Source organism: Photobacterium sp. DA100, from assembly GCF_029223585.1.
In the GTDB taxonomy this organism is placed as follows: domain Bacteria; phylum Pseudomonadota; class Gammaproteobacteria; order Enterobacterales; family Vibrionaceae; genus Photobacterium.
In genome coordinates, this window is the sequence record NZ_CP119423.1 from 3,835,023 (window position 1) to 3,859,392 (window position 24,370).

The window sequence follows — 24,370 nt, forward strand, 5'->3', positions numbered from 1 at the left end:
TTAGGTTGTTTGATCTAAAAAGGCCAATACCCGCTCGCCAGCCTGCTGCGGATGGAGGCTGGCCGGGATCTCACAGTAGCGCTCCAGCTCGCCACGGCCAAGCAACCCCGCCAACATACCGTTGAAACCACGCTGACGGCGGTCGATTTCAAACCACATCTGCAGGCCCGATTCATCACGGTAGACCACGACTTCCAGTTCACGCCATCGACCATGGTATGGCCCAGATACCGGAACAAACTCAAACTCTTGAACAAATGGCAGGGCAAACCCTTTGGCCGCCTCGCATTCGACCTGGCGGATCCGCAGGCCAGCAAGCTCGAGGGCCGAGAACACTCCATCCAAGAGGGGATCGGGCCTCACCGTTAGCAAGTCTTTGTCCTTGGCATCGAAAGCCAGCGGCATGTCGAGGTGCGTTTCAAGCCAGACATGGGAGTCACCGATGGTGATAGGGGTATTGAAAGGCAGCGACAAGCTGACCTCAAAGTGGCGCTCCTCGTTGGCACCGATGACAAACGAATAGGGCAGGGACCACTCGGCCAGTCGGCAGATCTGGGTAATTTTTTCCTTGCGGTGCTGGCTATCCCCCCGGCTGGTCTCCACTTCATCCTCGTAGCGGCAACACAGGAACAGGTGGATATTATCGATTTGCTGCTCCACCTTCCCCCCATGGACCTGCACATCGACCGCCAGGGGCTCCCCCGGGATCAAAACCCCTTGCGGCAGCACGGTATCGACCCGAGCCGAACCAATACCAAGGCTGGCTAGGCTTTTGCGGAATAATGACATCAGAGCATCTCCTTTGCTGCATGCGCATGACCGCTCGACCCGGCGCGCACTTTCAATATGAAATGATACTTATATTGCAGTGAACACTGTGTCGCTTCAAGGGGGGACTTAGCGATCTGGTGCACAAACAAAAAACGAAGCCGAAGCTTCGTTTTCTTGGTCTAGCGCAGCAGCTCAATCGTAGCCAGCCTGGCCGCTTCCGGATCGCGAGCCATAATCCCGTCCACCACCCTCTGGTGCAGTTCCAGTTTCAGCAGCTTCTCCCGGGTGATCACCCTGAAATAGCTTTCGAATACCGCTTTGAACAGGTTGCCGAACGGGCTGATGAAATGATTGCCCGACGCAAAATAAATCAGCTGATGGTAGCGGGTATCGACGTCAACCCAACGTTCCTGATCGAACTGCTCGCCCAGGGCATGCATCTCTGCCATCAGGCGGCAGAGTTCCTCGCGATCAGCCTCGCTGGCATTGAGGGCCGTCAGGGCCGCGGCCTCTGGCTCCAGGGAGATCCTGACCCGCTGGAACTCAGACACCAGATCACCTTGCTGCTCGAAGTTAAGCCAGGCCAACAAGTCCTGATCCAGGTAATTCCAATTGCGCTTCGGCAACACCCGGGTACCGATACGCGGGCGGGGCAATACCATCCCCTTGGCCGCGAGCATTTTGATTGCTTCTCGAATCGCGGTCCGGCTTACCCCGTACATTTCACCCAGTTCTACTTCCCCCGGCAAAATATCACCTGGTGCCGTTTCCCCGCGCAAGATCTGTTGGCCGATTGATTCTGCCAGTTTATACGACAGATTACGGCTGGTGACCCGTCGCTGTTGATCGTGATCCATTAACTCCCTCCAGAGGCTGTTGTTATCGTCCTGCCTTGACTTATCGGGCAGACACTTATTGCCAGCAAGGCTGCATTAGACCACAAAGCGGCACCAGATAAACGGCTTATCTTCACAGATGACGAGACGGGTAACAATTCGCTTGCAAGCACAGGAAAAAAACGAGAAGTAAATACCACGCGCATGGTCAAATAACACTCGACTTAATGATAGGTTGTTGCTATTCTCGCGGCGAAAAATTAAACACCATTTTATTCCCGCAGAGGAACGGCCCAGCCAACAACACAGATGCGGTAATAATATATTCACTCTGGCCACGGAAGCGCCTGACTAATAGGTAAATCATGCGCCCAGCCTCGTTTGTCAGGTACAGTACACCTCGCAGCCCATCCCGTCTGCGCAGTACCTCGCACGCCCCAGCACTAAAAAGCAAAACAAAACACGCCGTAGTTCAGCCCCTTCCGGTGACTCCAGCCCCTCACAAGGCCGATGTTATCAGCAGCGGCAACGAACAAGCCGCGTAGCGCCACACGTGTTCAGGGCAGCCTCCGGGCTGCCCTTTTATTTGTATCCGTCCCGTCTTTGTTATAACGTTACCCACACTATAAATATGACTATAAAAAATCATCAGCCTTTACTAGCGGAGTTGTTATGAAGACCCATCGCGTCAATGAAATGATTGAGCTCATTCACCCTGAATGGCTCAAGGAGCCGGATCTAAACTTAGTCCAGTTTCTGTTGAAACTGGCCGAAGAAGCCAAGTTCGAAGGCAAACTGGAAGATCTGACCGACGACGTGCTGATTTACCACCTGAAGATGCGCAACAGCGAGAAACAGGAAATGATCCCAGGTATCGCCAAAGACTGCGAAGACGATTTCAAAACCGCTATCTTGCGTGCCCGCGGCATCATCAAGTGATCCCCTGCTGGGTCGCTGCGGCCCAGCATGTTTCTCTTGACCCAGCGCCTGACCACATTCCTCCCGTGATCAACCGCTCCCTCCCCGCCACATCACACTCTCGGTTATCCATTGCCTAAATTATGACCTTGCTAGCGTACTCCCCCTCGCGGCTAGGATATACTCCTCCCTGTAACATTTATTTACCAATCTCTTACAATTACAACGTACTGGCCGGCAATGTACTGGCTGCGCTGCGCGACAAGCAGCATCCAAGGAAAGTAATGTCATGACCCAAGAGAAAATCAAGATAAAGGATGTCACTCCGCCGGCCTTCAACCCGAAGACCCACAAAGGGGGAGCAGACCGCTTCAACCCCGGCAACCGGATTTATGTCCGGGCCGCCAAGGGGGTATACCAACAGCTTCGCCGCCGCATGGGCTGGCTGCTGATGCTGCTGTTTATGGGGCTGCCCTGGATCCCCTATGGCGACCGCCAGGCCATCCTGCTCGATATCGGCCAGCAGCAGTTCAACTTTTTCGGCACCACCCTGTGGCCACAGGATCTGACCTTGCTGGCTACCCTGTTCATGATTGCAGCCTTTGCCCTGTTTTTCGTCACCACGTTCCTCGGCCGGGTTTGGTGTGGCTACTTCTGCCCGCAAACCGTGTGGACCTTCATCTATATCTGGTTTGAGGAAAAACTCGAAGGGCCCGCCAACAAACGCCGCAAGCAGGACAGCATGAGGCCCACGGCCAAGCTCATTGGCCGTAAAGTCCTCAAACATCTTGCCTGGCTCGCCGTGGCCCTAGCCACCGGGCTGACCTTTGTCGGCTATTTCCTGCCGATCAAATCCCTGGTGGTCGACTTCTTTACTTTTGGTACCAGTTTCTGGGCTGGCTTCTGGGTACTGTTCTTTACCGGCTGCACCTATGCCAATGCCGGTTGGATGCGCTCGATTGTCTGTATCCATATGTGCCCCTACGCCCGCTTCCAGTCAGCGATGTTCGATAAGGACACCTATATCGTCGGCTACGACGAGGCCCGCGGCGAAGCACGCGGCCCAAGACCTCGCAAGAAAGACCCCAAGGCCCTTGGCCTCGGCGACTGCATCGACTGCAACCTGTGCGTGCAAGTTTGCCCGACCGGTATCGATATCCGTGACGGCCTGCAATATGAATGCATCAACTGCGGTGCCTGTGTCGATGCCTGTGATGAGACCATGGCGCGCATGGGCTATGACCAGCGCCTGATCAGCTACACCACAGAGCATAAACTGGAAGGCCATAGTACCCATGTTATGCGTCCCAAGCTGATCGGCTATGGCGGGGTGATGGTGGCGATGATCGGCCTGTTCTTCTACCTGCTAGCCTCGGTACAACCGATGGGACTGGATGTGATCCGCGATCGCAGCCAGTTGTTTAGGGTCAACAACCAAGGGCTGGTGGAAAATACCTATACCCTCAAGGTACTCAACAAAACCCAGCAGGATACCCGCTATACGTTGTCGGTGAGCGGTATCGAGGAGATAGAGTGGTATGGCCCGCAGCAAATCAACGTCGAAGCAGGCGAAATCTTTACCCTGCCGGTCAGCCTCGGCGTCGACCCGTACCTGTTGCAAGGCAAGATTGCCGAGATCACCTTCACCCTGACCCGGGAGAGCGACGGCAGCCAGATCCATACCGAAAGCCGGTTCATCGGCGAGCTGCGCTAGTTCGCAGCCAGAAGAGTGCAAAATAGTGTAAAGAAAGGGCTATAAAAGGCCCTTTCTTATTATGATGTTATAATTGCGTACAACCTGTACCTAGTGGAAAGTCACGATGACCCAACAACACGGCTTCAACTTTGCCGACCTAAACCCAGACTTGTTGCTGGACGCCCTCGACAGCATCGGTATCCGGGCTGAATCCGGCTTGCTGCCACTCAACAGCTACGAGAACCGGGTTTACCAGTTTGTCGCCGAAGACGGTGCCCGCTATGTCACCAAATTCTATCGCCCCCAGCGCTGGACCGACGCACAGATAGACGAAGAGCATCAGTTCACGCTGGAGCTGGCCGAACAAGAAATTCCCGTGGCGGCCCCGATCAACATCGCCGGCCGTACCCTGCATCCTTTTCAGCACCACCGCCTGGCCTTGTTTCCAAGCATGGGCGGACGCCAGTTCGAAGTCGACAATTTTGACCAGCTCGAATGGGTCGGGCGCTTCTTGGGCCGGATCCACCGGGTAGGCCAGCGCGCGACATTCCAGCATCGCCCGACCATAGGCCTCGAGGAATACCTCTACCAGCCTCGCCAGGCCCTCGAGCAATCGGCCATGATCCCCGATCACCTCAAGCATGCTTTTTTTGCCGACCTCGATACCCTGATCCGCGAGCTGGAGCAGCAGTGGCACTGTGACTGGCAATCAATCCGCCTGCATGGCGACTGCCACCCGGGTAATATCCTGTGGCGTGACGGTCCGCTGTTTGTCGACTTGGATGATGCACGCAATGGCCCGGCGGTGCAGGATCTGTGGATGCTGCTCAACGGCGAGCGCCATGACCAGCTGGCCCAGCTCGATACGATTCTGGAAGCCTATTGCGAGTTTGCCGATTTCGATCACAAACAGTTGCAACTGATCGAGCCTTTGCGCGGTCTTAGGATGGTACATTACATGGCGTGGCTGGCCCGTCGCTGGGAAGATCCTGCTTTCCCGCAGGCGTTCCCTTGGTTTGCCGATGCCAAGTATTGGGAAGGCCAGGTCTTGGCATTCAAGGAGCAACTAGCAGCCCTCCACGAGCCGCCATTGCAACTGATGCCACAATGGTAATAATACTAATCACGACACCGGAGAAATAACGGCGTTATTTCAGACCTTTGATTTAAGGGAGTAATTTGATTCATGTTTAAGAAAATCCTTGCTTTTGCCAGCGTGGCACTGCTGTCGCTGTCAGTCCAGGCGGCGAAGTTTACCGAGGGGGATTACTACAAGGTATTGGATCTGCCAAAGTCCAGCAGCCCTGTGGTGACCGAATTCTTCTCGTTCTATTGCCCACACTGCAACAGCTTCGAGCCCATCATCCAGCAGCTGAAGAAAAACCTGCCGGACAATGCCAAGCTGCAGAAGAACCACGTCTCTTTCATGGGCGGCGCTATGGGTAAATCGATGAGCAAAGCCTACGCCACCTCCGTAGTACTCGGTGTGGAAGACAAAATGACACCGGTGCTGTTTGCCCGCGTCCATGACATGCAAAAGCCACCACGCAACGACAATGAGCTGCGCCAGATTTTCTTGGATGAAGGCGTCAGCGCGGAAGACTTCGACGGCGCCTTCAACAGCTTTGCCGTGAACTCAATGGTGAACCGCTTCAACAAAGCCTTCCAAGACAGCGGCCTGACCGGCGTACCGGCGATTATCGTCAACAACAAGTACCAGGTTGAAGCCGGCAAGGTCAAATCAATCGATGAGTACTTCGAGTTGGTGAACTACCTGCTGACCAAATAACCCCGCCCGGCACCGACAAAAAAGGCCTGCGGGCCTTTTTTGTTTCCCCCCATACACGGCGGTGGCACGCTATATTGCCTGCGCCGTCAGCTGGCGCAGTAGCCTATCCATTGCCCGGTATCCTAGCGCCTCGGCAAGATGTCGCCGCTCGATAGCTTCACAGCCGGCCAGGTCGGCAATCGTCCTCGCCACTTTGATGATCCGGTGATAAGCCCGGATCGACAGGCCGAGCTGATGCAAGGCGGTTTCGAGAAATTCCGCATCTTGCCTGCCGAGCTTGCAGAACGTGTCCAGCTCCCGCGTTCCCAGCAGGGCATTGACCCGTCCGCTGCGATGGACCATGGCGTTGCGCGCGCCCAACACCCGCTCACGAATAACCGCACTGGGCTCGCCCCGATCGCCACCATCCGCCAGTGTCCCGCGCGGCAGGGCCGGGATCTCAATCGACATATCAAAGCGATCAAGGAGCGGACCCGACAAGCGGCTAAGGTAGCGCAGTATGGCTTGCGGATTGGTACGCGACTGGTTGCCCTCGTAAAAGCCGGTCGGGCTGGGGTTCAGGGCACCGATAAGCTGGAACCGGGCAGGGAAAGTGGTCTTGCTGGTCGCACGGGAGATCACGATCTCGCCAGACTCCAGAGGCTCGCGCAGCGAGTCCAACACCTTGCGCTCGAATTCCGGCATTTCGTCCAGGAACAGGATACCGTTGTGGGCCAGGGAGATTTCACCGGGGCGGGGGACCGAGCCCCCGCCGACTAACGCCGCCATCGAGCTGGAATGGTGGGGGGTGCGGAAAGGGCGCTGGCGCCAATTGCCCTCGTGGATATGCTGCTGGGTCAGCGAGGCAACGGCGGCAGTTTCCATCGCCTCCTCAATGGACATCGGCGGCAGCAAATCACACAGCCGTGACGCCAGCATGGTCTTGCCGGTACCGGGTGGGCCGAGAAATAGCAGGTTATGGCCGCCGGCAGCGGCAATTTCCAAAGCCCGCTTGCCTTGCTGCTGGCCAATGATATCTTGCATGTCACGAACCGGCGCGGGGGACTCCCCCAGGTCCGCAGCTTCAGACTGCACCAGCAGCAGTTCGCCCTCGCCATGTAAATAGGTGCAGACCGCCAACAGGCTCTGAGCTGATTTATGCCGCTCTTTGCCCACCAGCGCCACCTGATCGCCATTGCCATCGGGTACCACCAGGCAACGTTTGGCCTGTCCGGCCGCCAAGGCCGCAGGCAGCGCCCCCTTGACCGGACGCAATTCACCGGAAAGCGCCAACTCCCCCAAAAATTCAAAATATTGCAGCTTATCGGCAGGGATTTGTTCCGAAGCTGCCAGAATCCCAAGCGCAATTGGCAAGTCAAACCGACCGCCTTCCTTGGGCAGATCGGCCGGCGCCAGGTTGACGGTTATACGCCGAGACGGAAACTCAAACCCCGCATTGACGATGGCACTGCGCACCCGGTCCTTGGCTTCCTTGACACTGGTCTCTGGCAACCCGACCAGTTGAAAAGCGGGCATCCCATTACTGATATGCACCTCGACAGTGACCGCTGGGGCCTGAACCCCGACACTGGCACGGCTATGGATAATGGCAAGGTTCATCAATAGTCATCCTGCTGTTATTTCAAACAAAAAAGTTAAACATTTTCACCAAATACGTTTCACCAATAGCCTATTTATGCAGCCGGATTGCAAAATAATTTTGATTTTTTTCTTGTCATGCGAGCGATGTCTGTGTTACCACTAGGTCAACACAACGTCTTAACATAAAAAATCGGACAGACAGTCAATGCAATTTATGGCCAACGCCCTCCTTCTCATTATCAACGTCATCGTGGTGCTTATTTCACTACGAGGGGGTCGGGCAGGCGTAAATTAGCAGCAAGCACAACAAACGCAGAGAAGCCCCCTAAGCCAACAGGCTAGGGGGCTTTTTTTTGGACTATTTTATCAATTTCGCTGAATTAACAATCAGCACGTCACCGACAAGGAACAGGGGAGAGCAGCGATGACGGGAGCAGAGTTAGTCGTAAAGGCGCTGCAGAAGCAGGGGATAAAAACGGTATTTGGCTACCCGGGTGGTGCCATCATGCCTATCTATGATGCCCTTTATGACGGTGGGGTCGAGCATATCCTATGCCGCCACGAACAAGGGGCTGCCATGGCCGCGATCGGCATGGCAAGAGCCACCCAGGATGTTGCCGTTTGCATGGCGACATCCGGCCCGGGCGCCACCAACCTGATGACAGGACTGGCTGACGCCTTTCTCGATTCAGTGCCTATCGTGGCTATCACTGGGCAGGTAGCCAGTTCACACATCGGTACCGATGCTTTCCAGGAAATGGACGTGATCGGCATGTCACTGGCCTGTGCCAAGCACAGCTACCTGGTGACCGATATCAACGAACTGATCCCAACGCTTGCCGAGGCTTTCGAAGTGGCCAAGACCGGCCGCCCTGGCCCAGTGGTGGTCGATATCGCCAAAGATGTCCAGCTGGCCCTGGCACCGGAAGGGGATCTGACTCCCATCACTCCCCCTGCGATCCCTGTCGTTTCCAGCGAGCAAATTGCTGCCGCCCAACACGTATTATCAGCTAGCCAGCGCCCAGTGTTGTATGTCGGTGGCGGGGTCCAACTCGCCCATGCGACCGAGACCGTCAGAACCTTCCTCGCCATGAACCCGATGCCGGCAGTCAGTACCCTCAAGGGACTAGGCACCATCGAACGCCACAACCCGCACTATTTGGGAATGCTAGGCATGCATGGCACCAAGACCGCCAATCTGGTGGTGCAGGAATGTGACCTGCTGATCGTGATCGGTGCCCGTTTCGATGACCGAGTAACCGGCAAGCTAGACACCTTCGCGCCACATGCCAAGGTGATCCATATCGATATTGATGCCGCCGAGTTCAACAAGCTACGTCATGCCCATGCGCCGCTGCGCGGAGATATCAACGTCATCCTGCCGCAACTGGAGCTAAGCCAGAACATCAGCGACTGGGTCGACTACACTGACAGCCTGCGCCAACAGAACAAGTGGCGCTATGACCACCCGGGCGACTTGATCTATGCGCCACTGCTGATGAAACAGCTATCCGATATGATGCCGGACTCTACCATCGTCTCGACCGATGTCGGCCAGCACCAGATGTGGGCGGCACAGCACATCCAGCCGCGCGAGCCGCAGAACTACATCACCTCAGCTGGCCTTGGCACCATGGGCTTTGGCCTGCCGGCGGCGATGGGGGCCAAGGTCGCCCGCCCGAATGACGAGTCCATCCTGATCACCGGTGACGGCTCGTTCATGATGAACATCCAGGAGCTAGGTACCCTCAAGCGCCGCCAGATCCCGGTCAAGATGGTACTGATCAACAACCAACGCCTGGGCATGGTACGCCAGTGGCAGTCTTTGTTCTTCGATGGCCGCCATAGCGAAACCATTCTCGATGACAACCCGGATTTCGTGATGCTGGCCAAAGCCTTCGATATTCCGGGTAAAACCATCACCCGCAAGGAGGAGGTGGAACCGGCACTGAAAGAAATGTTGGCGAGCGATACGGCTTACTTACTCCATGTATTGATCTCGGAAGAAGACAATGTATGGCCCCTCGTACCACCTGGCGCGGCAAATCAAGATATGCTGGAGAACACTTAATGGACAGATATTTACTCGACATCAAAGCGGATGATAAGCCAGTATTATTAGAGCGTATCTTGCGCGTGATCCGTCACCGTGGTTTTGTGATAAAACAAGTGAACGCAACCCAAAACCATGAAAGCAAAATCGCCAGTATCGAAATCCTTGTCGACAGCGACCGCCCGATAACGACGCTGATCAACCAAATCGAAAAACTCTGGGATATTCGTACCGTCGAAACCACACTCGTAGCAAACCGAGATTAGATTTTAAGGAAGGAACAAACATGGCCAACACAGCGGATTTTATTTGGTTCAACGGTGAAATGGTGCCTTGGGGCGATGCCAAGGTGCACGTGCTAACCCATGCCATGCACTACGGTACCTCGGTCTTCGAAGGTATCCGCTGCTACAACACCCCGAAAGGCCCGGCGGTCTTCCGCCACAAAGAACACATGGATCGTCTGAAGAATTCAGCCAAAATCTACCGCTTCCCGATCCCGTACAGCTCGGAAGAGCTGATGGAGATCTGCCGCGAGACCTTGCGGGTCAACCAGCTGGAATCGGCGTATATCCGCCCGCTAGGCTATGTCGGCAATGTTGGCCTGGGCGTCTGCCCGCCAGTTGGCACCGAAATGGACGTGATGGTTGCCGCTTTTCCGTGGGGCTCCTACCTAGGCGAGGAAGCGCTGGAAAACGGGGTCGATGCCATGATCTCCAGCTGGCACCGCGCCGCGCCGAATACCATCCCGACCGCCGCCAAGGCTGGCGGTAACTACCTGTCATCGCTGCTGGTCGGCGGCGAAGCCCGCCGCCACGGCTATGCCGAGGGAATTGCCCTGAGCGTTGACGGTTACCTGTCGGAGGGGGCAGGCGAGAACCTGTTTGTGGTCCGCAACGGCATCCTGTCGACCCCACCCACCACCAGCGCCATCTTACCGGGGATCACCCGTGACACCATCATGACGCTGGCCAAAGAGCGCGGTTATGAAGTACGCGAAGAGAACATTGCCCGCGAAGCCCTGTACCTTGCCGATGAGATCTTCATGACGGGTACAGCAGCCGAAATCGTGCCGGTTCGCAGCGTCGACCAGATCACCGTCGGAGAAGGTAAACGCGGCCCAGTGACCAAAGCTCTCCAGCAAGCCTACTTCGGCTTGTTCAATGGCGAGACTGAGGACAAATGGGGTTGGCTTGACTACGTTTACCCTGCCGACAAGTAAACACTGACACCGCGGCCGGTGTGCCCAACACACCGGCCAAGCAATACAGCAAAAGGATTTTTCGTTATGCCCAAGTACCGCTCCGCCACTACCACCCACGGCCGTAATATGGCTGGTGCCCGTGCCCTATGGCGCGCCACCGGCGTGAAAGATGAAGATTTCGGCAAGCCAATTATTGCGGTGGTAAACTCGTTCACCCAATTTGTTCCGGGCCATGTCCACCTCAAGGATCTCGGCCAGTTAGTCGCGAAGGAAATTGAAGCGGCGGGCGGTATCGCCAAAGAATTCAATACCATTGCCGTTGATGATGGTATCGCCATGGGCCACGGTGGCATGCTCTACTCCCTGCCGTCACGCGAGCTGATCGCCGACTCGGTCGAATACATGGTCAACGCCCACTGTGCCGACGCCATGGTGTGTATCTCCAACTGCGACAAGATCACCCCGGGGATGCTGATGGCCTCGCTGCGCCTCAATATCCCGGTGATCTTTGTTTCCGGCGGCCCAATGGAAGCCGGCAAGACCAAGCTGTCGGATCAGATCCTCAAGCTGGATCTGGTTGATGCCATGATCCAGGGCGCCGATCCTAACGTCTCCGACGAGCAGAGCGAGCAGATCGAACGCTCGGCGTGCCCGACATGCGGCTCGTGCTCGGGTATGTTTACCGCCAACTCGATGAACTGCCTGACCGAAGCACTAGGCCTGAGCCAGCCTGGCAACGGCTCGATGCTGGCGACCCACGCCGACCGCGAGCAGCTGTTTATCAATGCCGGCAAGCGAATTGTCGAGCTGACCAAGCGCTACTACGAGCAGGATGATGCTAGCGCCCTGCCGCGCAACATCGCGACCAAGCAAGCGTTCGAAAACGCCATGGCCCTCGATATTGCCATGGGCGGCTCAACCAACACCGTCCTTCACTTGCTCGCTGCGGCGCAGGAAGGTGAGGTCGACTTCACCATGGAAGACATCGACCGCATGTCACGCCAGGTCCCGCACCTGTGTAAGGTGGCACCATCAACCCAGAAATACCACATGGAAGATGTCCACCGAGCGGGTGGGGTTTACGGCATCCTGGCCGAGCTGGACCGTGCCGGCCTGTTCCACAGCAGCTGCCAGAATGTGCTTGGCCAAAGCTTTGCAGAGTCATTCAAGCACTACGATGTGATGCAAACCGAGTCACAGGCGGTGAAGGACTTCTACCGTGCCGGCCCAGCCGGGATCCGCACCACCCAGGCATTCTCGCAAGATTGCCGCTGGGATACCCTGGATGATGACCGTGAAAACGGCTGTATCCGCAGCAAAGAGCACGCCTTCAGCCAAGACGGCGGCCTGGCAGTATTGTCCGGCAACATGGCTCTCGATGGCTGCATCGTGAAGACCGCCGGGGTAGACGAGAGCTGCCTGACCTTCACCGGCCCGGCAATTGTGTTCGAAAGCCAGGAAACCGCGGTTGAGGGGATCCTGGGTGGCAAGGTCAAAGCCGGCGATGTGGTGGTGATCCGCTACGAAGGCCCGAAAGGTGGTCCGGGCATGCAGGAAATGCTCTACCCAACCACTTACCTCAAATCCATGGGGCTGGGCAAAGAGTGCGCGCTGATCACCGACGGCCGTTTCTCCGGCGGTACCAGCGGCCTGTCGATTGGCCACGTCTCGCCGGAAGCCGCCAACGGCGGTACTATCGGCCTGATCCAGGACGGCGACACCATTGCCATCGATATCCCCAACCGCAGTATCGAGCTGCAGGTCGACGAAGCAACGCTCGCCAGCCGCCGTGAGCAAGCCGAGCAACGCGGCTGGAAGCCAGTGGATCGTCAGCGCGAAGTGTCCTTTGCCCTGCGCGCCTACGCCAACCTTGCTACCAGCGCCGATAAGGGTGCGGTGCGCGATAAGTCGAAGCTGGAAGGGTAATCTATGATGAGCGAAGTCACTCAGGCCCACGAGGCCGAGCTGCCCAGCGGGGCAGACTACCTGCGGGATATCCTGCGGGCTCCGGTATATGAAGTCGCTCAGGTCACGCCGCTGCAGTGCATGACCCGCCTTGGCAGCCGCATCGGCAACCAGGTTCAGCTAAAACGGGAGGACCGCCAGCCGGTCCACTCATTCAAGCTACGCGGCGCCTATAATATGATGGCCCAGCTGACCGAGGCCCAGCGCCAAGCCGGCGTGATCGCCGCTTCGGCAGGTAACCATGCCCAAGGCCTGGCCATGTCGGGCAAGCACCTCGGGGTAAAGGCAACGATTGTCATGCCACGGACCACCCCAGATATCAAAGTCGATGCCGTACGGGGATTCGGCGGCAAGGTCGTGCTGCATGGCGGCAACTTTGACGAAGCCAAGGCCCACGCCGAGATGCTGGCGGGCCAGCACGGCTATACCTTCATCCCGCCTTTCGATCACCCCGCCGTGATCGCCGGGCAAGGGACGATTGGCGTTGAGCTGGTCCAGCAAAATGGCCACCTCGACTACATTTTTGTCCCAGTCGGCGGCGGTGGGCTCGCTGCCGGGGTCGCGGTCCTGATCAAGCAGCTGATGCCGCAGATCAAGGTGATCGGGGTTGAGGCCGAGGATTCGGCCTGCCTGCGTGCCGCACTGGATGCCGGCGAGCCGGTGACCTTGGATCAGGTAGGTATGTTTGCTGATGGCGTGGCGGTCAAACGCATCGGTGAAGAGACCTTCCGCCTGTGCCAGCAGTACCTCGACGACTCCATCACGGTCAGTAGCGACGAGATCTGCTCGGCGGTGAAAGATATTTTCGAAGATACCCGGGCAATCGCCGAACCATCCGGGGCGCTATCACTGGCCGGGCTCAAGAAATTTGCCGAGCGCCACCAGCTCAAGGACAAACAACTTGCCGCCGTGCTGTCAGGGGCTAACCTCAACTTCCATGGCCTACGCTATGTCTCGGAGCGCTGCGAGCTAGGGGAAAAACGCGAAGGGCTGCTGGCCGTGACCATCCCGGAACGCCCGGGGGCATTCCTCGATTTCTGCCATATCCTCGGCGGTCGCGCCGTCACCGAGTTTAACTACCGCTATAACAACGATAGCTTAGCCAATGTGTTTGTCGGGGTACGTTTGCTGCAGGGCCAGGAAGAGCTCGACAGCATCATTGCCGATCTGCGCAAAGGCGGCTACCCGGTAGTGGATTTGTCCGATGACGAAATGGCCAAGGTTCATGTCCGCTATATGATTGGCGGCCGTCCATCCAAGCCATTGAAAGAAAGGCTGTACAGCTTCGAGTTTCCGGAATACCCCGGTGCCCTGCTCAAGTTCCTCAACACCCTGGGCACCCACTGGAATATCAGCCTGTTCAATTACCGTAATCATGGCGCGGATTATGGCCGGGTGCTGTGCGGCTTCGAGCTGGAAGAGCAGGACTTGCTGTCCTTCACCAGCCACCTCCGTGAACTCGGCTATAGCTGGAAGGATGAAACAGACAACCCGGCATACCAGTTCTTTCTGGCCCAATAATGAGGGCCAATCCGGCAACCATCAATATTACAAGGCAGCCTCGGAGGCTGCTTTGTTTTCTCTATCCCCATCGAGGTGCTCGAGAACCACTTTCAGCTGATTGATGTGGCAAGCCAGCATTTGGCTCCGCAGAGGCTCGGCTAACTGTTCATAGAGTGCCGACAGCTGGATCAGCTCGGCCTTGAGCTGCTCTTGCTGCATTTCCGGACGCTGGATATCAAACACGAACCAGCCCAGGGGCTGTCCGGTTAATTCCGCGATCTTCACCAGAGTGGAAATCCTCGGCTCCGTTTTTCCCGACTCAAGATCAAGATACGTTTGCCTGGCAACATCGAGATGCTTTGCCATTGCGACTTGGGAGATCCCTTTCCACTCCCGTGCATCCTTGATCCTCTGTGCAATCCATGTTTTTACCTGTTCCATAGCTTCCTCAACGATACCCCTCCATCCACAGCCAATACCCGCAGCGCCTGGGAGGAGTATCTCAATTCCTTAATGAGTATAATGTCATTCATATTTTAATTATTCATTAGGAACAAAGATTTACACATCAGCGATGTTTATAATTTGTGACCCTCTCCCCGCAATGACCAGCTATCAAGACACCATGCAAATAATTGTGTCAGCATAGCCTGACACAGATCTGACCAGTTTTACGACTTGTCCCGCTGGGTCAGGGCTCGGGTGTACTCCGCCATAAATCCAGCCAAGTTAATGCTTTGCTGCAAGATAACGTTCCTGGCCGAGTGAGGCAGGCGGCTAAAATACTGCAGCAGGCGATCAATCTCCTCTTTATATTCACTCTCCAAGATTTCAATGCCTTCATCACCGTACACGAACCAGGTCAACGGCCGCTCGGTGATCTCCGAGATTTCCGACAGCATTCTCACCTTGGGTTCGGTTTTACCCGTTTCCAAATCCAGATAGGTCTGACGCGCCACCTTGAGTTGCTGGGCCATGTGCACCTGGGTCAGGCCTTTCCATTCCCTGGCTTCTTTGATGCGGGCTGCGATTTGGGCTTTCGGATCTGTCATGTCACACCTCCAATACAACACAATGAATAATGCCTAGCTTTCATTACTGGACTGCACAACATAAGCCAACTTGAGAAAAACCCAGCAAACCATTAAATAACAACAAGTTAAAAACAAGCTCCCTCACCGTTGTTGTAATTTGGTTTGCAAAAGATGACCAAGCTGCCTGATTTTCCTAAAACGCAAAAAAATCAATCATCCCTGTCTAGATAGTAGACGCTCACACCCGGCCCCAATAAAAAAGGCATCCGCAAGGATGCCTTTTCTCACTTTTGAGACAAGCTGTTCGCTGATAGCTAACAGGCTGATTTTTATTCGACAGTAACCGCCTTGGCCAGGTTACGCGGCTGATCCACATCGGTCCCTTTGATCAGTGCCACATAGTAAGACAACAGCTGCATCGGAATGGTGTAGTAAATCGCGGCAGTGATTTCGCTGACATGCGGCATGGTGATGATCTTCATGGTTTCATCGGCCTCAAAGCCCGCATCCGCGTCGGCGAAGACATACAGCAGGCCTCCACGAGCACGGACTTCTTCCACGTTTGATTTCAGCTTCTCCAGCAGTTCGTTGCTTGGCGCGACCACCACCACTGGCATATCGGCATCGATCAGGGCCAGCGGACCGTGCTTCAATTCTCCCGCCGCATAGGCTTCGGCGTGGATGTAGGAGATCTCCTTGAGCTTCAGCGAGGCTTCCATCGCGATCGGGTAGAACTCACCGCGGCCCAGGAAGAGGGTATGGTGCTTGTCGGCAAAGTCAGTGGCCAACTCTTCGATTTCTTTTTCGAAAGACAGTGCGGCATTGATTTGCTGCGGTAGGGCATGCAGCGCTTCAACGATTTCTTTTTCTTTCTCTTTGCTAATGCGGTTTTGCTGCTTACCCAGCGCCGTCACCAGCATCAGCAGCGCCGAAAGCTGTGTAGTAAACGCTTTGGTTGACGCCACACCAATTTCCACTCCCGCACGAGTCATGAAGGCAAAATCCGATTCGCGGACTAGCGAAGAGCCTGCCACGTTACAGATTGTCATGGCCGCCATATACCCTTTTTCCTTGGCCAGGCGAAGCGCTGCCAGGGTATCTGCGGTTTCACCGGACTGAGACAAGGTGATCAGCAAGCTGTTCGGGCGGGTAACAAACTTGCGGTAACGGAATTCAGACGCAATTTCCACATCACAACTGACACCAGCGATGTCTTCAAACCAGTAGCGCGCAGTCATACCGGCATTGTAAGACGTGCCACAGGCCACAATCTGTACGTGCTCTACCTTGCTCAGGATGTCTGCCGCGTTCACACCGATCGCTTCAGTAACGACAGAGTCGGCGGTGATACGTCCTTCCATGGTGTTGATGAGTGCCGTCGGCTGCTCATAGATCTCTTTTTGCATGAAGTGGCGGTACTGGCCTTTGTCACCGGCATCGTGCTCGGCATTGGATTCAGCGATTTCACGCTCGACACGCTCACCCGAGGCGTCATACACCGTTACCTCGCGGCGGGTTATTTCTGCCACATCACCTTCTTCCAGGTACATGAAACGGCGGGTAACGTTGAGCAGGGCAAGCTGGTCGGAAGCGAGGAAGTTCTCACCAACACCGAAGCCGATAACAATCGGGCTACCAGAGCGCGCGACCACAATCCGAGACGGGTCCTTGCGATCCAGGGCAACCGTACCGTAGGCCCCAGTCAATTGCTTCGCGGTTTTCTGCACTGCTTCTAGCAGGGTATCCGAGGTGCGCAGTTCCCACTCCACCATGTGAGCAATCACTTCGGTGTCGGTTTGCGATTCGAATACGTAACCACGTGATTGCAGTAGCTCACGCAGCTCTTCGTGGTTCTCGATAATACCGTTGTGAACCACGGCAATATCACCAGACATGTGTGGGTGAGCATTAACCTCCGACGGCTCGCCGTGGGTTGCCCAGCGGGTATGTGCGATACCGGTACCACCAACCACATGGGCTTCGTCAACGGCATCAGCCAGCTCCTGGACTTTACCCAGACGGCGGACGCGGGTCAGGTTAGACTCGCCATCGACAATCGCGACACCGGCTGAGTCATAACCGCGGTACTCAAGGCGGCGTAGCCCTTCGACCAGAATTTCCGCTACATCACGCTGTGCTACCGCACCAACAATCCCACACATAGTTTCTTGCTCCTAAATTTTATTCCGCTGCCGCGCAGACAACCTGCACGCCATGCTGTTCAATCTGTTGTTTGGCTTCCATGTCCAAGCCGTCATCGGTGATCAGGGTGCTGATGCTCGCCCATGGCAGCTCAAGGTTAGGGATCTTGCGGCCGACCTTGCTGGATTCGACCATCACCACCACTTCCCGCGACACCTCGGCCATCACCCGGCTCAATCCCACCAGCTCGTTAAAGGTCGTCGTTCCCCGTGCCGTGTCTATGCCATCGGCCCCGATAAACAACTGGTCAAAGTCATACGAGCGTAGTACCGATTCTGCAACCTGTCCCTGGAACGCCTCGGAATGCGGGTCCCAGGTCCCGCCCGTCATCAGCAGGGTCGGCTCGTTCTCCAGGCTGTTCAGCGCATTGGCCACATTGAGCGAGTTGGTCATCACCACCAGGCCATGCTTGTCATTGAGCAGGCTGATCAGGCTGGCAGTGGTACTGCCGCTATCGATGATGATCCGGTTATGGTCGCGGATCCGAGCCGCTGCCGCCTTGGCAATGGCCAACTTACGAACCGAAACTTGTTCTTCCGGCTCACTGACCATTTCGGTCGGCATCGACACAGCACCACCGTAGCGGCGCAGGAGCAGGCCATTCTTCTCGAGCTCAGCGAGATCCTTACGGACCGTCACCTCTGATGTGGCAAAGTGTTTTGCCAATGTATCGACACTTACTTCGCCCTGCTCATTGACCTTAGAGAGAATGGCATGGCGGCGCTGCTGGGTATTACGCTTAGACATGAAATTACGAACCGATAGCTATAAGTTTCGAATTGAAAGAAATACTAGCAGATCAAAACTTTTTTGATCAACCATGTGCAATTAATTTTTTATTCGAAAGAAGACGGATAGAAGCCTGGCAATATTGGCTGCAGGCATGAAAAAGGCAAGGACCTAGCCTTGCCTTTGGATAATCGGAGCTTGACCAGAATTACTTCTTCTCTGGACGCTTCCAGCCTTTGACGGTACGGGCAGGAGCACGGGTGATCACCAGCTCGCCTTCCCCCACATTGCGGTTGATGGTCGCACCGGCACCGATGGTCGCGCCTTTGCCAACCTTGACCGGGGCAATCAACTGAGTATCCGAGCCGACGAAGACATCATCGGCAATCTCGGTCTTGAATTTGTTGGCACCGTCATAGTTGCAGGTAATGGTGCCGGCACCGATGTTCACCCGATCGCCGATCTCGGCATCGCCAAGGTAGGTCAGGTGATTGGCCTTGGAGCCCTGGCCCAAGCGCGCTTTTTTCATCTCGACAAAGTTACCCACGTGCGAGTCACCCACCAGCTCGGCGCCCGGACGCAGACGGGTAAACGGACCCACCGTACAGTCTTCACCCACCGTCGCACCTTCAATGACGCTATATGGGCGGATCACCGTGTTGTCATCAATCTCGCAGTCCTTGAGGATAGAACCGGCACCGATCACTACATTATTGCCCAGCGATACACTGCCTTCGATAATCACATTGGCATCAATTTCCACATCGGTCCCGCACTGCAGCTCACCGCGCAGGTCAAAGCGGGCAGGATCACGCAGCATGACACCTTGCTCCAGCAGACGCTCTGCCTGCATACTCTGGAAAGCACGCTCAAGCTTGGCCAACTGAACACGGTTATTGACCCCTTCGACCTCGATGGCACGCACCGGGTGGACCGCTTCAACTGCCCGGCCCTCGTTGTGGGCGATCTCGATAATATCGGTCAGGTAATATTCGCCCTGTGCATTATCATTCTTGAGTGCTGACAGCCAGCGCTTCAGGTCACCGCCATTGGCCACCATCACCCCGGTATTGATTTCCTTGATCAGCTTTTGCTCTTCCGAGGCATCTTTCTGCTCGACAATCGCCACTACAGGGCCATTGCGGCGCACGATGCGGCCGTAGCCCGTCGGGTCATCAAGCACGACGGTCAATAGGGCAATACCGCCGTCAGGCTGGGCATCAAGCAAGTTCTCCAACGTCTCGCTGCTGATAAGCGGTACGTCACCGTACAGAATAAGCACCTTCTCGTCTTCCGCCAGATCAGGGCAAGCCTGGTTGACCGCATGGCCGGTACCCAACTGCTCGGCCTGCAGTACCCAGTTAACCGGCTCTTCGCTCAAGGCGGCCTGCATCTGATCGCCACCGTGGCCGTAGACCAGGTGGATATTGTTGGCGCCAAGGCCGGCGCAGGTATCGATAACGTGCTTGGCCATCGGCTTACCTGCCAAGGTATGCAGTACTTTAGGCAGGTTGGAGTACATGCGGGTTCCCTTTCCCGCGGCGAGAATCACAGCACTGAAGCTCATGAATTAATCCTCTTGGTGCATATCAAATAAGTAACCTAACGCCATTGTATAATGCCAATGTCAGGGGAGGCAGGAAAAATAGATATTTTTTTACGAGTAATAACCCACTATGAAAACGCCACCTCCAAGCGCCAGGCATAAAAAAAGCGACCCGAGGGTCGCTTTTTTGTGCCTTGCTGATGTTAGCGGGCTTTCTTGGTCAGCTCGATAACTCGAAGCTGAGCAATGGCCTTCGCCAAATCGCTGGCTGCCTGTGCGAAGTCGATATCGCCATGCTGGTTGTGGATACGCTCCTCAGCCTGACGTTTCGCTTCTGCCGCTTTCGCTGCGTCCAGATCTTCACCACGGATAGCGGTGTCAGCCAACACGGTAACCGTGCCCGGCTGAACCTCCAGCATGCCGCCAGAAAGGTAAATCACCTCTTCTTGGCCATGCTGTTTGGTAATACGGACCATACCCGGCGTGATAGCGGTCAGCAGCGGGGTGTGACCTGCGTGAATACCCAGTTCACCTTCGCTACCGGTCACCTGGATGTTTTCAGCGCGGCCAGAAAACAGACGTTTCTCTGCACTTACTACATCCAGATGGAAGGTTATCGCTGCCATGTCGCCTCCTACTTAGCTTAAAGCTTCTTCGCGTTTTCCAATACGTCTTCAATCGCGCCGCAGTACATGAATGCCTGCTCTGGGATATCGTCGTATTCACCCGCTAGAAGACCTTTGAAGCTACGTAGCGTATCTTTCAGCGATACGTAGATACCAGGGTCGCCAGTGAAGACTTCTGCAACGTGGTAAGGCTGAGTTAGGAAACGCTCAATCTTACGGGCACGGGATACAGCCTGCTTATCTTCTTCAGATAGCTCGTCCATACCCAGGATTGCAATGATGTCTTTCAGCTCTTTGTAGCGCTGCAGGATGCTCTGTACGCCACGTGCGATATCGTAGTGCTCCTGACCAACCACTAGCGGATCAAGCATACGAGATGTTGAATCCAATGGGTCGATCGCAGGGTATAGACCCAGAGAAGCGATCTGACGAGAAAGTACAACTGTCGCATCAAGGTGGGCGAACGTGGTCGCCGGAGATGGGTCAGTCAAGTCATCCGCAGGTACGTATACGGCCTGTACAGACGTGATAGAGCCTGTCTTGGTCGATGTGATACGCTCCTGAAGTACACCCATCTCTTCTGCAAGAGTTGGCTGGTAACCTACCGCAGAAGGCATACGGCCAAGAAGTGCCGATACCTCGGTACCCGCAAGGGTGTAACGGTAGATATTATCGATAAACAGAAGAACGTCACGGCCTTCGTCACGGAACTTCTCAGCCATTGTCAGGCCAGTCAGAGCAACACGTAGACGGTTACCTGGTGGCTCGTTCATCTGGCCGTAAACCATCGCTACTTTCGATTCCTCAGGATTCTCGACGTTAACAACGCCCGCTTCCTGCATCTCGTAGTAGAAGTCGTTACCTTCACGAGTACGCTCACCAACACCGGCGAATACTGACAGACCAGAGTGCTGCAGGGCGATGTTGTTGATAAGTTCCATCATGTTAACGGTCTTACCTACACCCGCACCACCGAACAGGCCGATTTTACCACCCTTAGCGAATGGACAAATCAGGTCGATAACCTTAACACCTGTTTCTAGTAGTTCAGTCGCGTTTGACTGCTCTTCGTAGCTTGGTGCTTCACGGTGAATCGCGTAACGCTCTTTCTCACCGATATCACCACACTCATCAATTGGCTGGCCCAGAACGTTCATGATACGTCCTAGGGTTGCATTACCAACTGGAACCTCAATTGGGCGGCCTGTGTTTTCAACAGACAAACCACGACGCAGGCCATCAGAAGTACCCATTGCGATACCACGGACAACACCGCCACCAAGCTGCTGCTGAACTTCCAGTACTAGCGTACCGTTCTCTTTCGCATCAACGTGAAGGGCATCGTATACCTGTGGTACGGAGTCCTGTGGAAACTCTACGTCGACTACCGCACCGATGATCTGTACGATCTTACCTGTAGCCATCGTTAATCCTCTAAACTTATTAAATCTTTGCCTTAAACAGCAGCTGCACCAGAAACGATTTCAGACAGCTCTTGCGTAATCGCGGCCTGACGGGCCTTGTTGTACACAAGCTGCAGTTCATCAATCAGGTTTCCTGCATTATCGGTTGCTGCTTTCATCGCGACCATTCGAGCGGCCTGCTCACTGGCAAGGTTCTCGACCACGCCCTGGTACACCTGGGATTCGACGTAACGAACCAATAGGGTATCCAGCAGGGCTTTCGGCTCAGGCTCGTAAATGTAGTCCCAAGCATGGTTGCGCTGCATCTCTTCGTCTTCTGACTTAGGCAAAGGCAGCAATTGATCAATCACTGGTTCCTGAACCATGGTGTTCACAAACTTGTTGTAAACCAGGTACAGGCGATCCAATTGGCCTTCATCATATTTCTTCAGCATCACGCCAACGGTACCGATCAGCTCATCCACTGATGGGTGGTCGCCCAGGCCAGAAACCTGAGCCGCCACGTTGCCGCCGTAGCTGTTAAAGAATGCGGTCGCCTTGGAACCAATCAGGCCCAACTCAACCTCAGCACCCTGTTCAGACCAGCCCTGGATGTCTGCAATAGCTTGCTTGAACAAGTTAATGTTCAGGCCACCACACAGGCCACGGTCTGTAGAAACAATGATGTAACCAACGCGCTTGGCTTCACGCTCCTCGAGATAAGGATGCTTATACTCAAGGCTACCAAGGGCGATATGACCGATCACTTTGCGCATAGTTTGTGCGTATGGGCGTGATGACTCCATTGCGTCTTGCGTTTTACGCATTTTAGACGCAGCCACCATTTCCATCGCTTTGGTGATCTTCTGAGTGTTCTTGACACTACCGATCTTGTTACGAATCTCTTTTGCGCCGGCCATCGTTACTCTCCGTTAGTAGGTGATCGCGAGCGATCACCAACCAATTACCAAGTCTGGGTCGCTTTGAAACCTTCAACCAGTTTCACGAACTGGGCTTCGATTTCATCATTCCAAGCACCCGTTTCATCAACCTGAGACACTAGCTCAGCAAAGTGACCTTTGGCATATGAAAGCAACGCGGCTTCGAAATCAGCAAGCTTAGTCAGCTCGATGTCATTCAAGTAGCCTTTTTCAGCAGCAAAAATAACCAGTGACTGTTCGAAAACAGACATCGGTGCGTACTGCTTCTGCTTCATCAGCTCAGTTACTTTCTGACCGTGATCAAGCTGCTTCTTCGTTGCTTCATCAAGGTCAGACGAGAACTGGGCGAACGCCGCAAGTTCACGGTACTGTGCCAGTGCGGTACGGATACCACCGGACAGTTTCTTGATGATCTTGGTCTGGGCAGAACCACCTACACGCGATACAGAGATACCTGGGTCAACCGCTGGACGAATACCGGCGTTGAACAGCTCTGTCTGTAGGAAGATCTGGCCATCAGTGATAGAGATAACGTTTGTCGGTACGAATGCCGATACGTCACCAGCCTGCGTTTCGATGATCGGCAGGGCAGTTAGCGAGCCGGTACGACCTTTCACTTCACCGTTGGTGAATTTTTCTACGTAGTTCTCGTTAACGCGAGCAGCACGCTCTAGCAGACGAGAGTGGAGGTAGAAAACGTCACCAGGGAAAGCTTCACGGCCCGGCGGACGACGTAGCAACAGTGAGATCTGACGGTAGGCAACAGCCTGCTTAGACAGGTCATCGTATACGATCAGGGCATCTTCACCGCGGTCACGGAAGTATTCACCCATTGCACAGCCAGCATATGGTGCTAGGTACTGCAGTGCTGCCGCTTCAGACGCTGAAGCTACAACAACAATGGTGTTTTCCAGTGCGCCGTGCTCTTCCAGTTTGCGAACCACGTTAGCAATGGTTGACGCTTTCTGGCCGATAGCCACATAAACAGAGTAAATACCAGAGTTCTTCTGGTTGATGATGGCATCGATCGCCATAGCTGTTTTACCAGTCTGGCGGTCACCGATGATCAGCTCACGCTGGCCACGGCCGATAGGGATCATCGAGTCAACGGCCTTGTAACCAGTCTGTACAGGCTGGTCAACCGATTTACGGTCGATAACACCCGGTGCAATCACTTCAACCGGAGAGAATGTCTCGGTTTCGATTGGACCTTTACCATCGATTGGCTCGCCCAGTGTGTTCACTACGCGGCCTAGTAGTGCAGGGCCTACTGGTACTTCAAGAATACGACCAGTACCCGTTACTTTCATGCCTTCCTGAAGGTCAGCATATGGGCCCATTACAACCGCACCTACCGAGTCACGCTCAAGGTTAAGTGCCAGTGCAAAACGGCCACCAGGTAATTCAATCATTTCGCCTTGCATTACATCAGCAAGGCCGTGGATACGAATGATACCGTCGCTTACCGACACGATAGTACCTTCGTTACGCGCTTCACTTACAACGTTGAAGTTTTCAATACGCTGCTTGATCAGTTCGCTAATTTCCGTGGAATTAAGTTGCATGCTCCAAT

At 55.1% G+C, this 24,370-nt stretch carries 21 protein-coding genes; 9 read left to right on the top strand and 12 right to left on the bottom strand.

The annotated features are described in order from the left end of the window. On the bottom strand, nucleotides 1-789 hold the full coding sequence (locus PTW35_RS17515; protein WP_281026011.1) for a sporulation protein: 789 nt from the start codon (nucleotides 787-789) through the stop codon (nucleotides 1-3). 161 nt (nucleotides 790-950) lie between these two features. Beyond that, the gene (locus PTW35_RS17520; RefSeq protein ID WP_281026012.1) at nucleotides 951-1,628 is read right to left on the bottom strand and encodes a FadR/GntR family transcriptional regulator; all 678 of its coding nucleotides are present in this window, start codon (nucleotides 1,626-1,628) and stop codon (nucleotides 951-953) included. Between the two features lie 651 nt (nucleotides 1,629-2,279). Between PTW35_RS17520 and PTW35_RS17525 the strand changes: the two genes are divergently transcribed. The 4 genes from PTW35_RS17525 (at nucleotide 2,280) to PTW35_RS17540 (ending at nucleotide 6,010) form a co-directional block, all read left to right on the top strand. Beyond that, the gene (locus PTW35_RS17525) at nucleotides 2,280-2,546 is read left to right on the top strand and encodes a YihD family protein (protein WP_281026013.1); all 267 of its coding nucleotides are present in this window, start codon (nucleotides 2,280-2,282) and stop codon (nucleotides 2,544-2,546) included. A 268-nt stretch (nucleotides 2,547-2,814) separates the two neighbouring features. Then, the gene (gene ccoG, locus PTW35_RS17530) at nucleotides 2,815-4,239 is read left to right on the top strand and encodes a cytochrome c oxidase accessory protein CcoG (protein WP_281026014.1); all 1,425 of its coding nucleotides are present in this window, start codon (nucleotides 2,815-2,817) and stop codon (nucleotides 4,237-4,239) included. Nucleotides 4,240-4,345: 106 nt separating this feature from the next. After that, nucleotides 4,346-5,335, top strand: coding sequence for a serine/threonine protein kinase (locus tag PTW35_RS17535; RefSeq protein WP_281026015.1), 990 nt, complete (start codon nucleotides 4,346-4,348; stop codon nucleotides 5,333-5,335). A 72-nt stretch (nucleotides 5,336-5,407) separates the two neighbouring features. Then, on the top strand, nucleotides 5,408-6,010 hold the full coding sequence (locus PTW35_RS17540) for a thiol:disulfide interchange protein DsbA/DsbL (protein ID WP_281026016.1): 603 nt from the start codon (nucleotides 5,408-5,410) through the stop codon (nucleotides 6,008-6,010). A 69-nt stretch (nucleotides 6,011-6,079) separates the two neighbouring features. On the opposite strand, the gene PTW35_RS17545 is transcribed toward PTW35_RS17540, so the two are convergent. Further along, nucleotides 6,080-7,609, bottom strand: a complete 1,530-nt coding sequence (locus tag PTW35_RS17545) for a YifB family Mg chelatase-like AAA ATPase (RefSeq protein ID WP_281026017.1) — start codon at nucleotides 7,607-7,609, stop codon at nucleotides 6,080-6,082. Nucleotides 7,610-8,015: 406 nt separating this feature from the next. On the opposite strand from PTW35_RS17545, the gene ilvG reads away from it, so the two are divergent. From ilvG to ilvA, 5 genes are all read left to right on the top strand, one after another. Next, nucleotides 8,016-9,662, top strand: a complete 1,647-nt coding sequence (ilvG, locus tag PTW35_RS17550) for an acetolactate synthase 2 catalytic subunit (RefSeq protein ID WP_281026018.1) — start codon at nucleotides 8,016-8,018, stop codon at nucleotides 9,660-9,662. Next, nucleotides 9,662-9,910, top strand: a complete 249-nt coding sequence (gene ilvM / locus PTW35_RS17555) for an acetolactate synthase 2 small subunit (protein WP_039468244.1) — start codon at nucleotides 9,662-9,664, stop codon at nucleotides 9,908-9,910. Before ilvG ends, ilvM begins: the two co-directional genes overlap by 1 nt. A gap of 20 nt (nucleotides 9,911-9,930) precedes the next feature. After that, entirely contained in the window at nucleotides 9,931-10,866 is a 936-nt protein-coding gene (gene ilvE / locus PTW35_RS17560) for a branched-chain-amino-acid transaminase (RefSeq protein ID WP_044622194.1), read from the top strand. 66 nt (nucleotides 10,867-10,932) lie between these two features. Beyond that, nucleotides 10,933-12,774 carry a dihydroxy-acid dehydratase gene (gene ilvD / locus PTW35_RS17565; protein ID WP_281026019.1) on the top strand — a complete coding sequence of 614 codons (1,842 nt, stop codon included), beginning with the start codon at nucleotides 10,933-10,935 and terminating at the stop codon, nucleotides 12,772-12,774. Nucleotides 12,775-12,780: 6 nt separating this feature from the next. Beyond that, complete coding sequence (gene ilvA / locus PTW35_RS17570) at nucleotides 12,781-14,334, top strand: threonine ammonia-lyase, biosynthetic (protein ID WP_281027553.1); 1,554 nt, start codon at nucleotides 12,781-12,783, stop codon at nucleotides 14,332-14,334. A 27-nt stretch (nucleotides 14,335-14,361) separates the two neighbouring features. Here ilvA and PTW35_RS17575 read toward each other — a convergent pair whose 3' ends face one another. From PTW35_RS17575 to atpA, 9 genes are all read right to left on the bottom strand, one after another. Beyond that, the gene (locus PTW35_RS17575; protein WP_281026020.1) at nucleotides 14,362-14,757 is read right to left on the bottom strand and encodes a helix-turn-helix transcriptional regulator; all 396 of its coding nucleotides are present in this window, start codon (nucleotides 14,755-14,757) and stop codon (nucleotides 14,362-14,364) included. A 230-nt stretch (nucleotides 14,758-14,987) separates the two neighbouring features. Continuing rightward, a complete protein-coding gene (locus tag PTW35_RS17580) occupies nucleotides 14,988-15,368 on the bottom strand; it encodes a helix-turn-helix transcriptional regulator (protein WP_039468230.1) in 381 nt (126 codons plus the stop codon). Between the two features lie 311 nt (nucleotides 15,369-15,679). Continuing rightward, nucleotides 15,680-17,512, bottom strand: coding sequence for a glutamine--fructose-6-phosphate transaminase (isomerizing) (glmS, locus tag PTW35_RS17585; protein WP_281026021.1), 1,833 nt, complete (start codon nucleotides 17,510-17,512; stop codon nucleotides 15,680-15,682). Nucleotides 17,513-17,531: 19 nt separating this feature from the next. Further along, nucleotides 17,532-18,299, bottom strand: a complete 768-nt coding sequence (locus PTW35_RS17590; protein ID WP_281026022.1) for a DeoR family transcriptional regulator — start codon at nucleotides 18,297-18,299, stop codon at nucleotides 17,532-17,534. 190 nt (nucleotides 18,300-18,489) lie between these two features. Next, nucleotides 18,490-19,848 carry a bifunctional UDP-N-acetylglucosamine diphosphorylase/glucosamine-1-phosphate N-acetyltransferase GlmU gene (gene glmU / locus PTW35_RS17595; protein ID WP_039468222.1) on the bottom strand — a complete coding sequence of 453 codons (1,359 nt, stop codon included), beginning with the start codon at nucleotides 19,846-19,848 and terminating at the stop codon, nucleotides 18,490-18,492. Nucleotides 19,849-20,030: 182 nt separating this feature from the next. Further along, the gene (locus PTW35_RS17600; protein WP_044622197.1) at nucleotides 20,031-20,453 is read right to left on the bottom strand and encodes a F0F1 ATP synthase subunit epsilon; all 423 of its coding nucleotides are present in this window, start codon (nucleotides 20,451-20,453) and stop codon (nucleotides 20,031-20,033) included. 17 nt (nucleotides 20,454-20,470) lie between these two features. Continuing rightward, the gene (atpD, locus tag PTW35_RS17605) at nucleotides 20,471-21,877 is read right to left on the bottom strand and encodes a F0F1 ATP synthase subunit beta (protein ID WP_039468216.1); all 1,407 of its coding nucleotides are present in this window, start codon (nucleotides 21,875-21,877) and stop codon (nucleotides 20,471-20,473) included. A gap of 32 nt (nucleotides 21,878-21,909) precedes the next feature. Beyond that, nucleotides 21,910-22,776, bottom strand: coding sequence for a F0F1 ATP synthase subunit gamma (atpG, locus tag PTW35_RS17610; RefSeq protein WP_044622199.1), 867 nt, complete (start codon nucleotides 22,774-22,776; stop codon nucleotides 21,910-21,912). A gap of 44 nt (nucleotides 22,777-22,820) precedes the next feature. Next, nucleotides 22,821-24,362, bottom strand: coding sequence for a F0F1 ATP synthase subunit alpha (atpA, locus tag PTW35_RS17615; protein ID WP_044622200.1), 1,542 nt, complete (start codon nucleotides 24,360-24,362; stop codon nucleotides 22,821-22,823). Nucleotides 24,363-24,370: the final 8 nt, after the last annotated feature.

Coding starts and splice junctions, on each gene's coding strand:
- ilvM (WP_039468244.1), top strand. CDS start 9,662: ATGGACAGATATTTACTCGACATCAAAGCGGATGATAAGCCAGTATTA.
- glmS (WP_281026021.1), bottom strand. CDS start 17,512: ATGTGTGGGATTGTTGGTGCGGTAGCACAGCGTGATGTAGCGGAAATT.
- PTW35_RS17535 (WP_281026015.1), top strand. CDS start 4,346: ATGACCCAACAACACGGCTTCAACTTTGCCGACCTAAACCCAGACTTG.
- ilvA (WP_281027553.1), top strand. CDS start 12,781: ATGAGCGAAGTCACTCAGGCCCACGAGGCCGAGCTGCCCAGCGGGGCA.
- atpG (WP_044622199.1), bottom strand. CDS start 22,776: ATGGCCGGCGCAAAAGAGATTCGTAACAAGATCGGTAGTGTCAAGAAC.
- PTW35_RS17545 (WP_281026017.1), bottom strand. CDS start 7,609: ATGAACCTTGCCATTATCCATAGCCGTGCCAGTGTCGGGGTTCAGGCC.
- ilvG (WP_281026018.1), top strand. CDS start 8,016: ATGACGGGAGCAGAGTTAGTCGTAAAGGCGCTGCAGAAGCAGGGGATA.
- PTW35_RS17600 (WP_044622197.1), bottom strand. CDS start 20,453: ATGGCAGCGATAACCTTCCATCTGGATGTAGTAAGTGCAGAGAAACGT.
- PTW35_RS17515 (WP_281026011.1), bottom strand. CDS start 789: ATGTCATTATTCCGCAAAAGCCTAGCCAGCCTTGGTATTGGTTCGGCT.
- PTW35_RS17540 (WP_281026016.1), top strand. CDS start 5,408: ATGTTTAAGAAAATCCTTGCTTTTGCCAGCGTGGCACTGCTGTCGCTG.
- atpA (WP_044622200.1), bottom strand. CDS start 24,362: ATGCAACTTAATTCCACGGAAATTAGCGAACTGATCAAGCAGCGTATT.
- PTW35_RS17575 (WP_281026020.1), bottom strand. CDS start 14,757: ATGGAACAGGTAAAAACATGGATTGCACAGAGGATCAAGGATGCACGG.
- PTW35_RS17580 (WP_039468230.1), bottom strand. CDS start 15,368: ATGACAGATCCGAAAGCCCAAATCGCAGCCCGCATCAAAGAAGCCAGG.
- atpD (WP_039468216.1), bottom strand. CDS start 21,877: ATGGCTACAGGTAAGATCGTACAGATCATCGGTGCGGTAGTCGACGTA.
- PTW35_RS17590 (WP_281026022.1), bottom strand. CDS start 18,299: ATGTCTAAGCGTAATACCCAGCAGCGCCGCCATGCCATTCTCTCTAAG.
- PTW35_RS17525 (WP_281026013.1), top strand. CDS start 2,280: ATGAAGACCCATCGCGTCAATGAAATGATTGAGCTCATTCACCCTGAA.
- glmU (WP_039468222.1), bottom strand. CDS start 19,848: ATGAGCTTCAGTGCTGTGATTCTCGCCGCGGGAAAGGGAACCCGCATG.
- ilvD (WP_281026019.1), top strand. CDS start 10,933: ATGCCCAAGTACCGCTCCGCCACTACCACCCACGGCCGTAATATGGCT.
- PTW35_RS17520 (WP_281026012.1), bottom strand. CDS start 1,628: ATGGATCACGATCAACAGCGACGGGTCACCAGCCGTAATCTGTCGTAT.
- ccoG (WP_281026014.1), top strand. CDS start 2,815: ATGACCCAAGAGAAAATCAAGATAAAGGATGTCACTCCGCCGGCCTTC.
- ilvE (WP_044622194.1), top strand. CDS start 9,931: ATGGCCAACACAGCGGATTTTATTTGGTTCAACGGTGAAATGGTGCCT.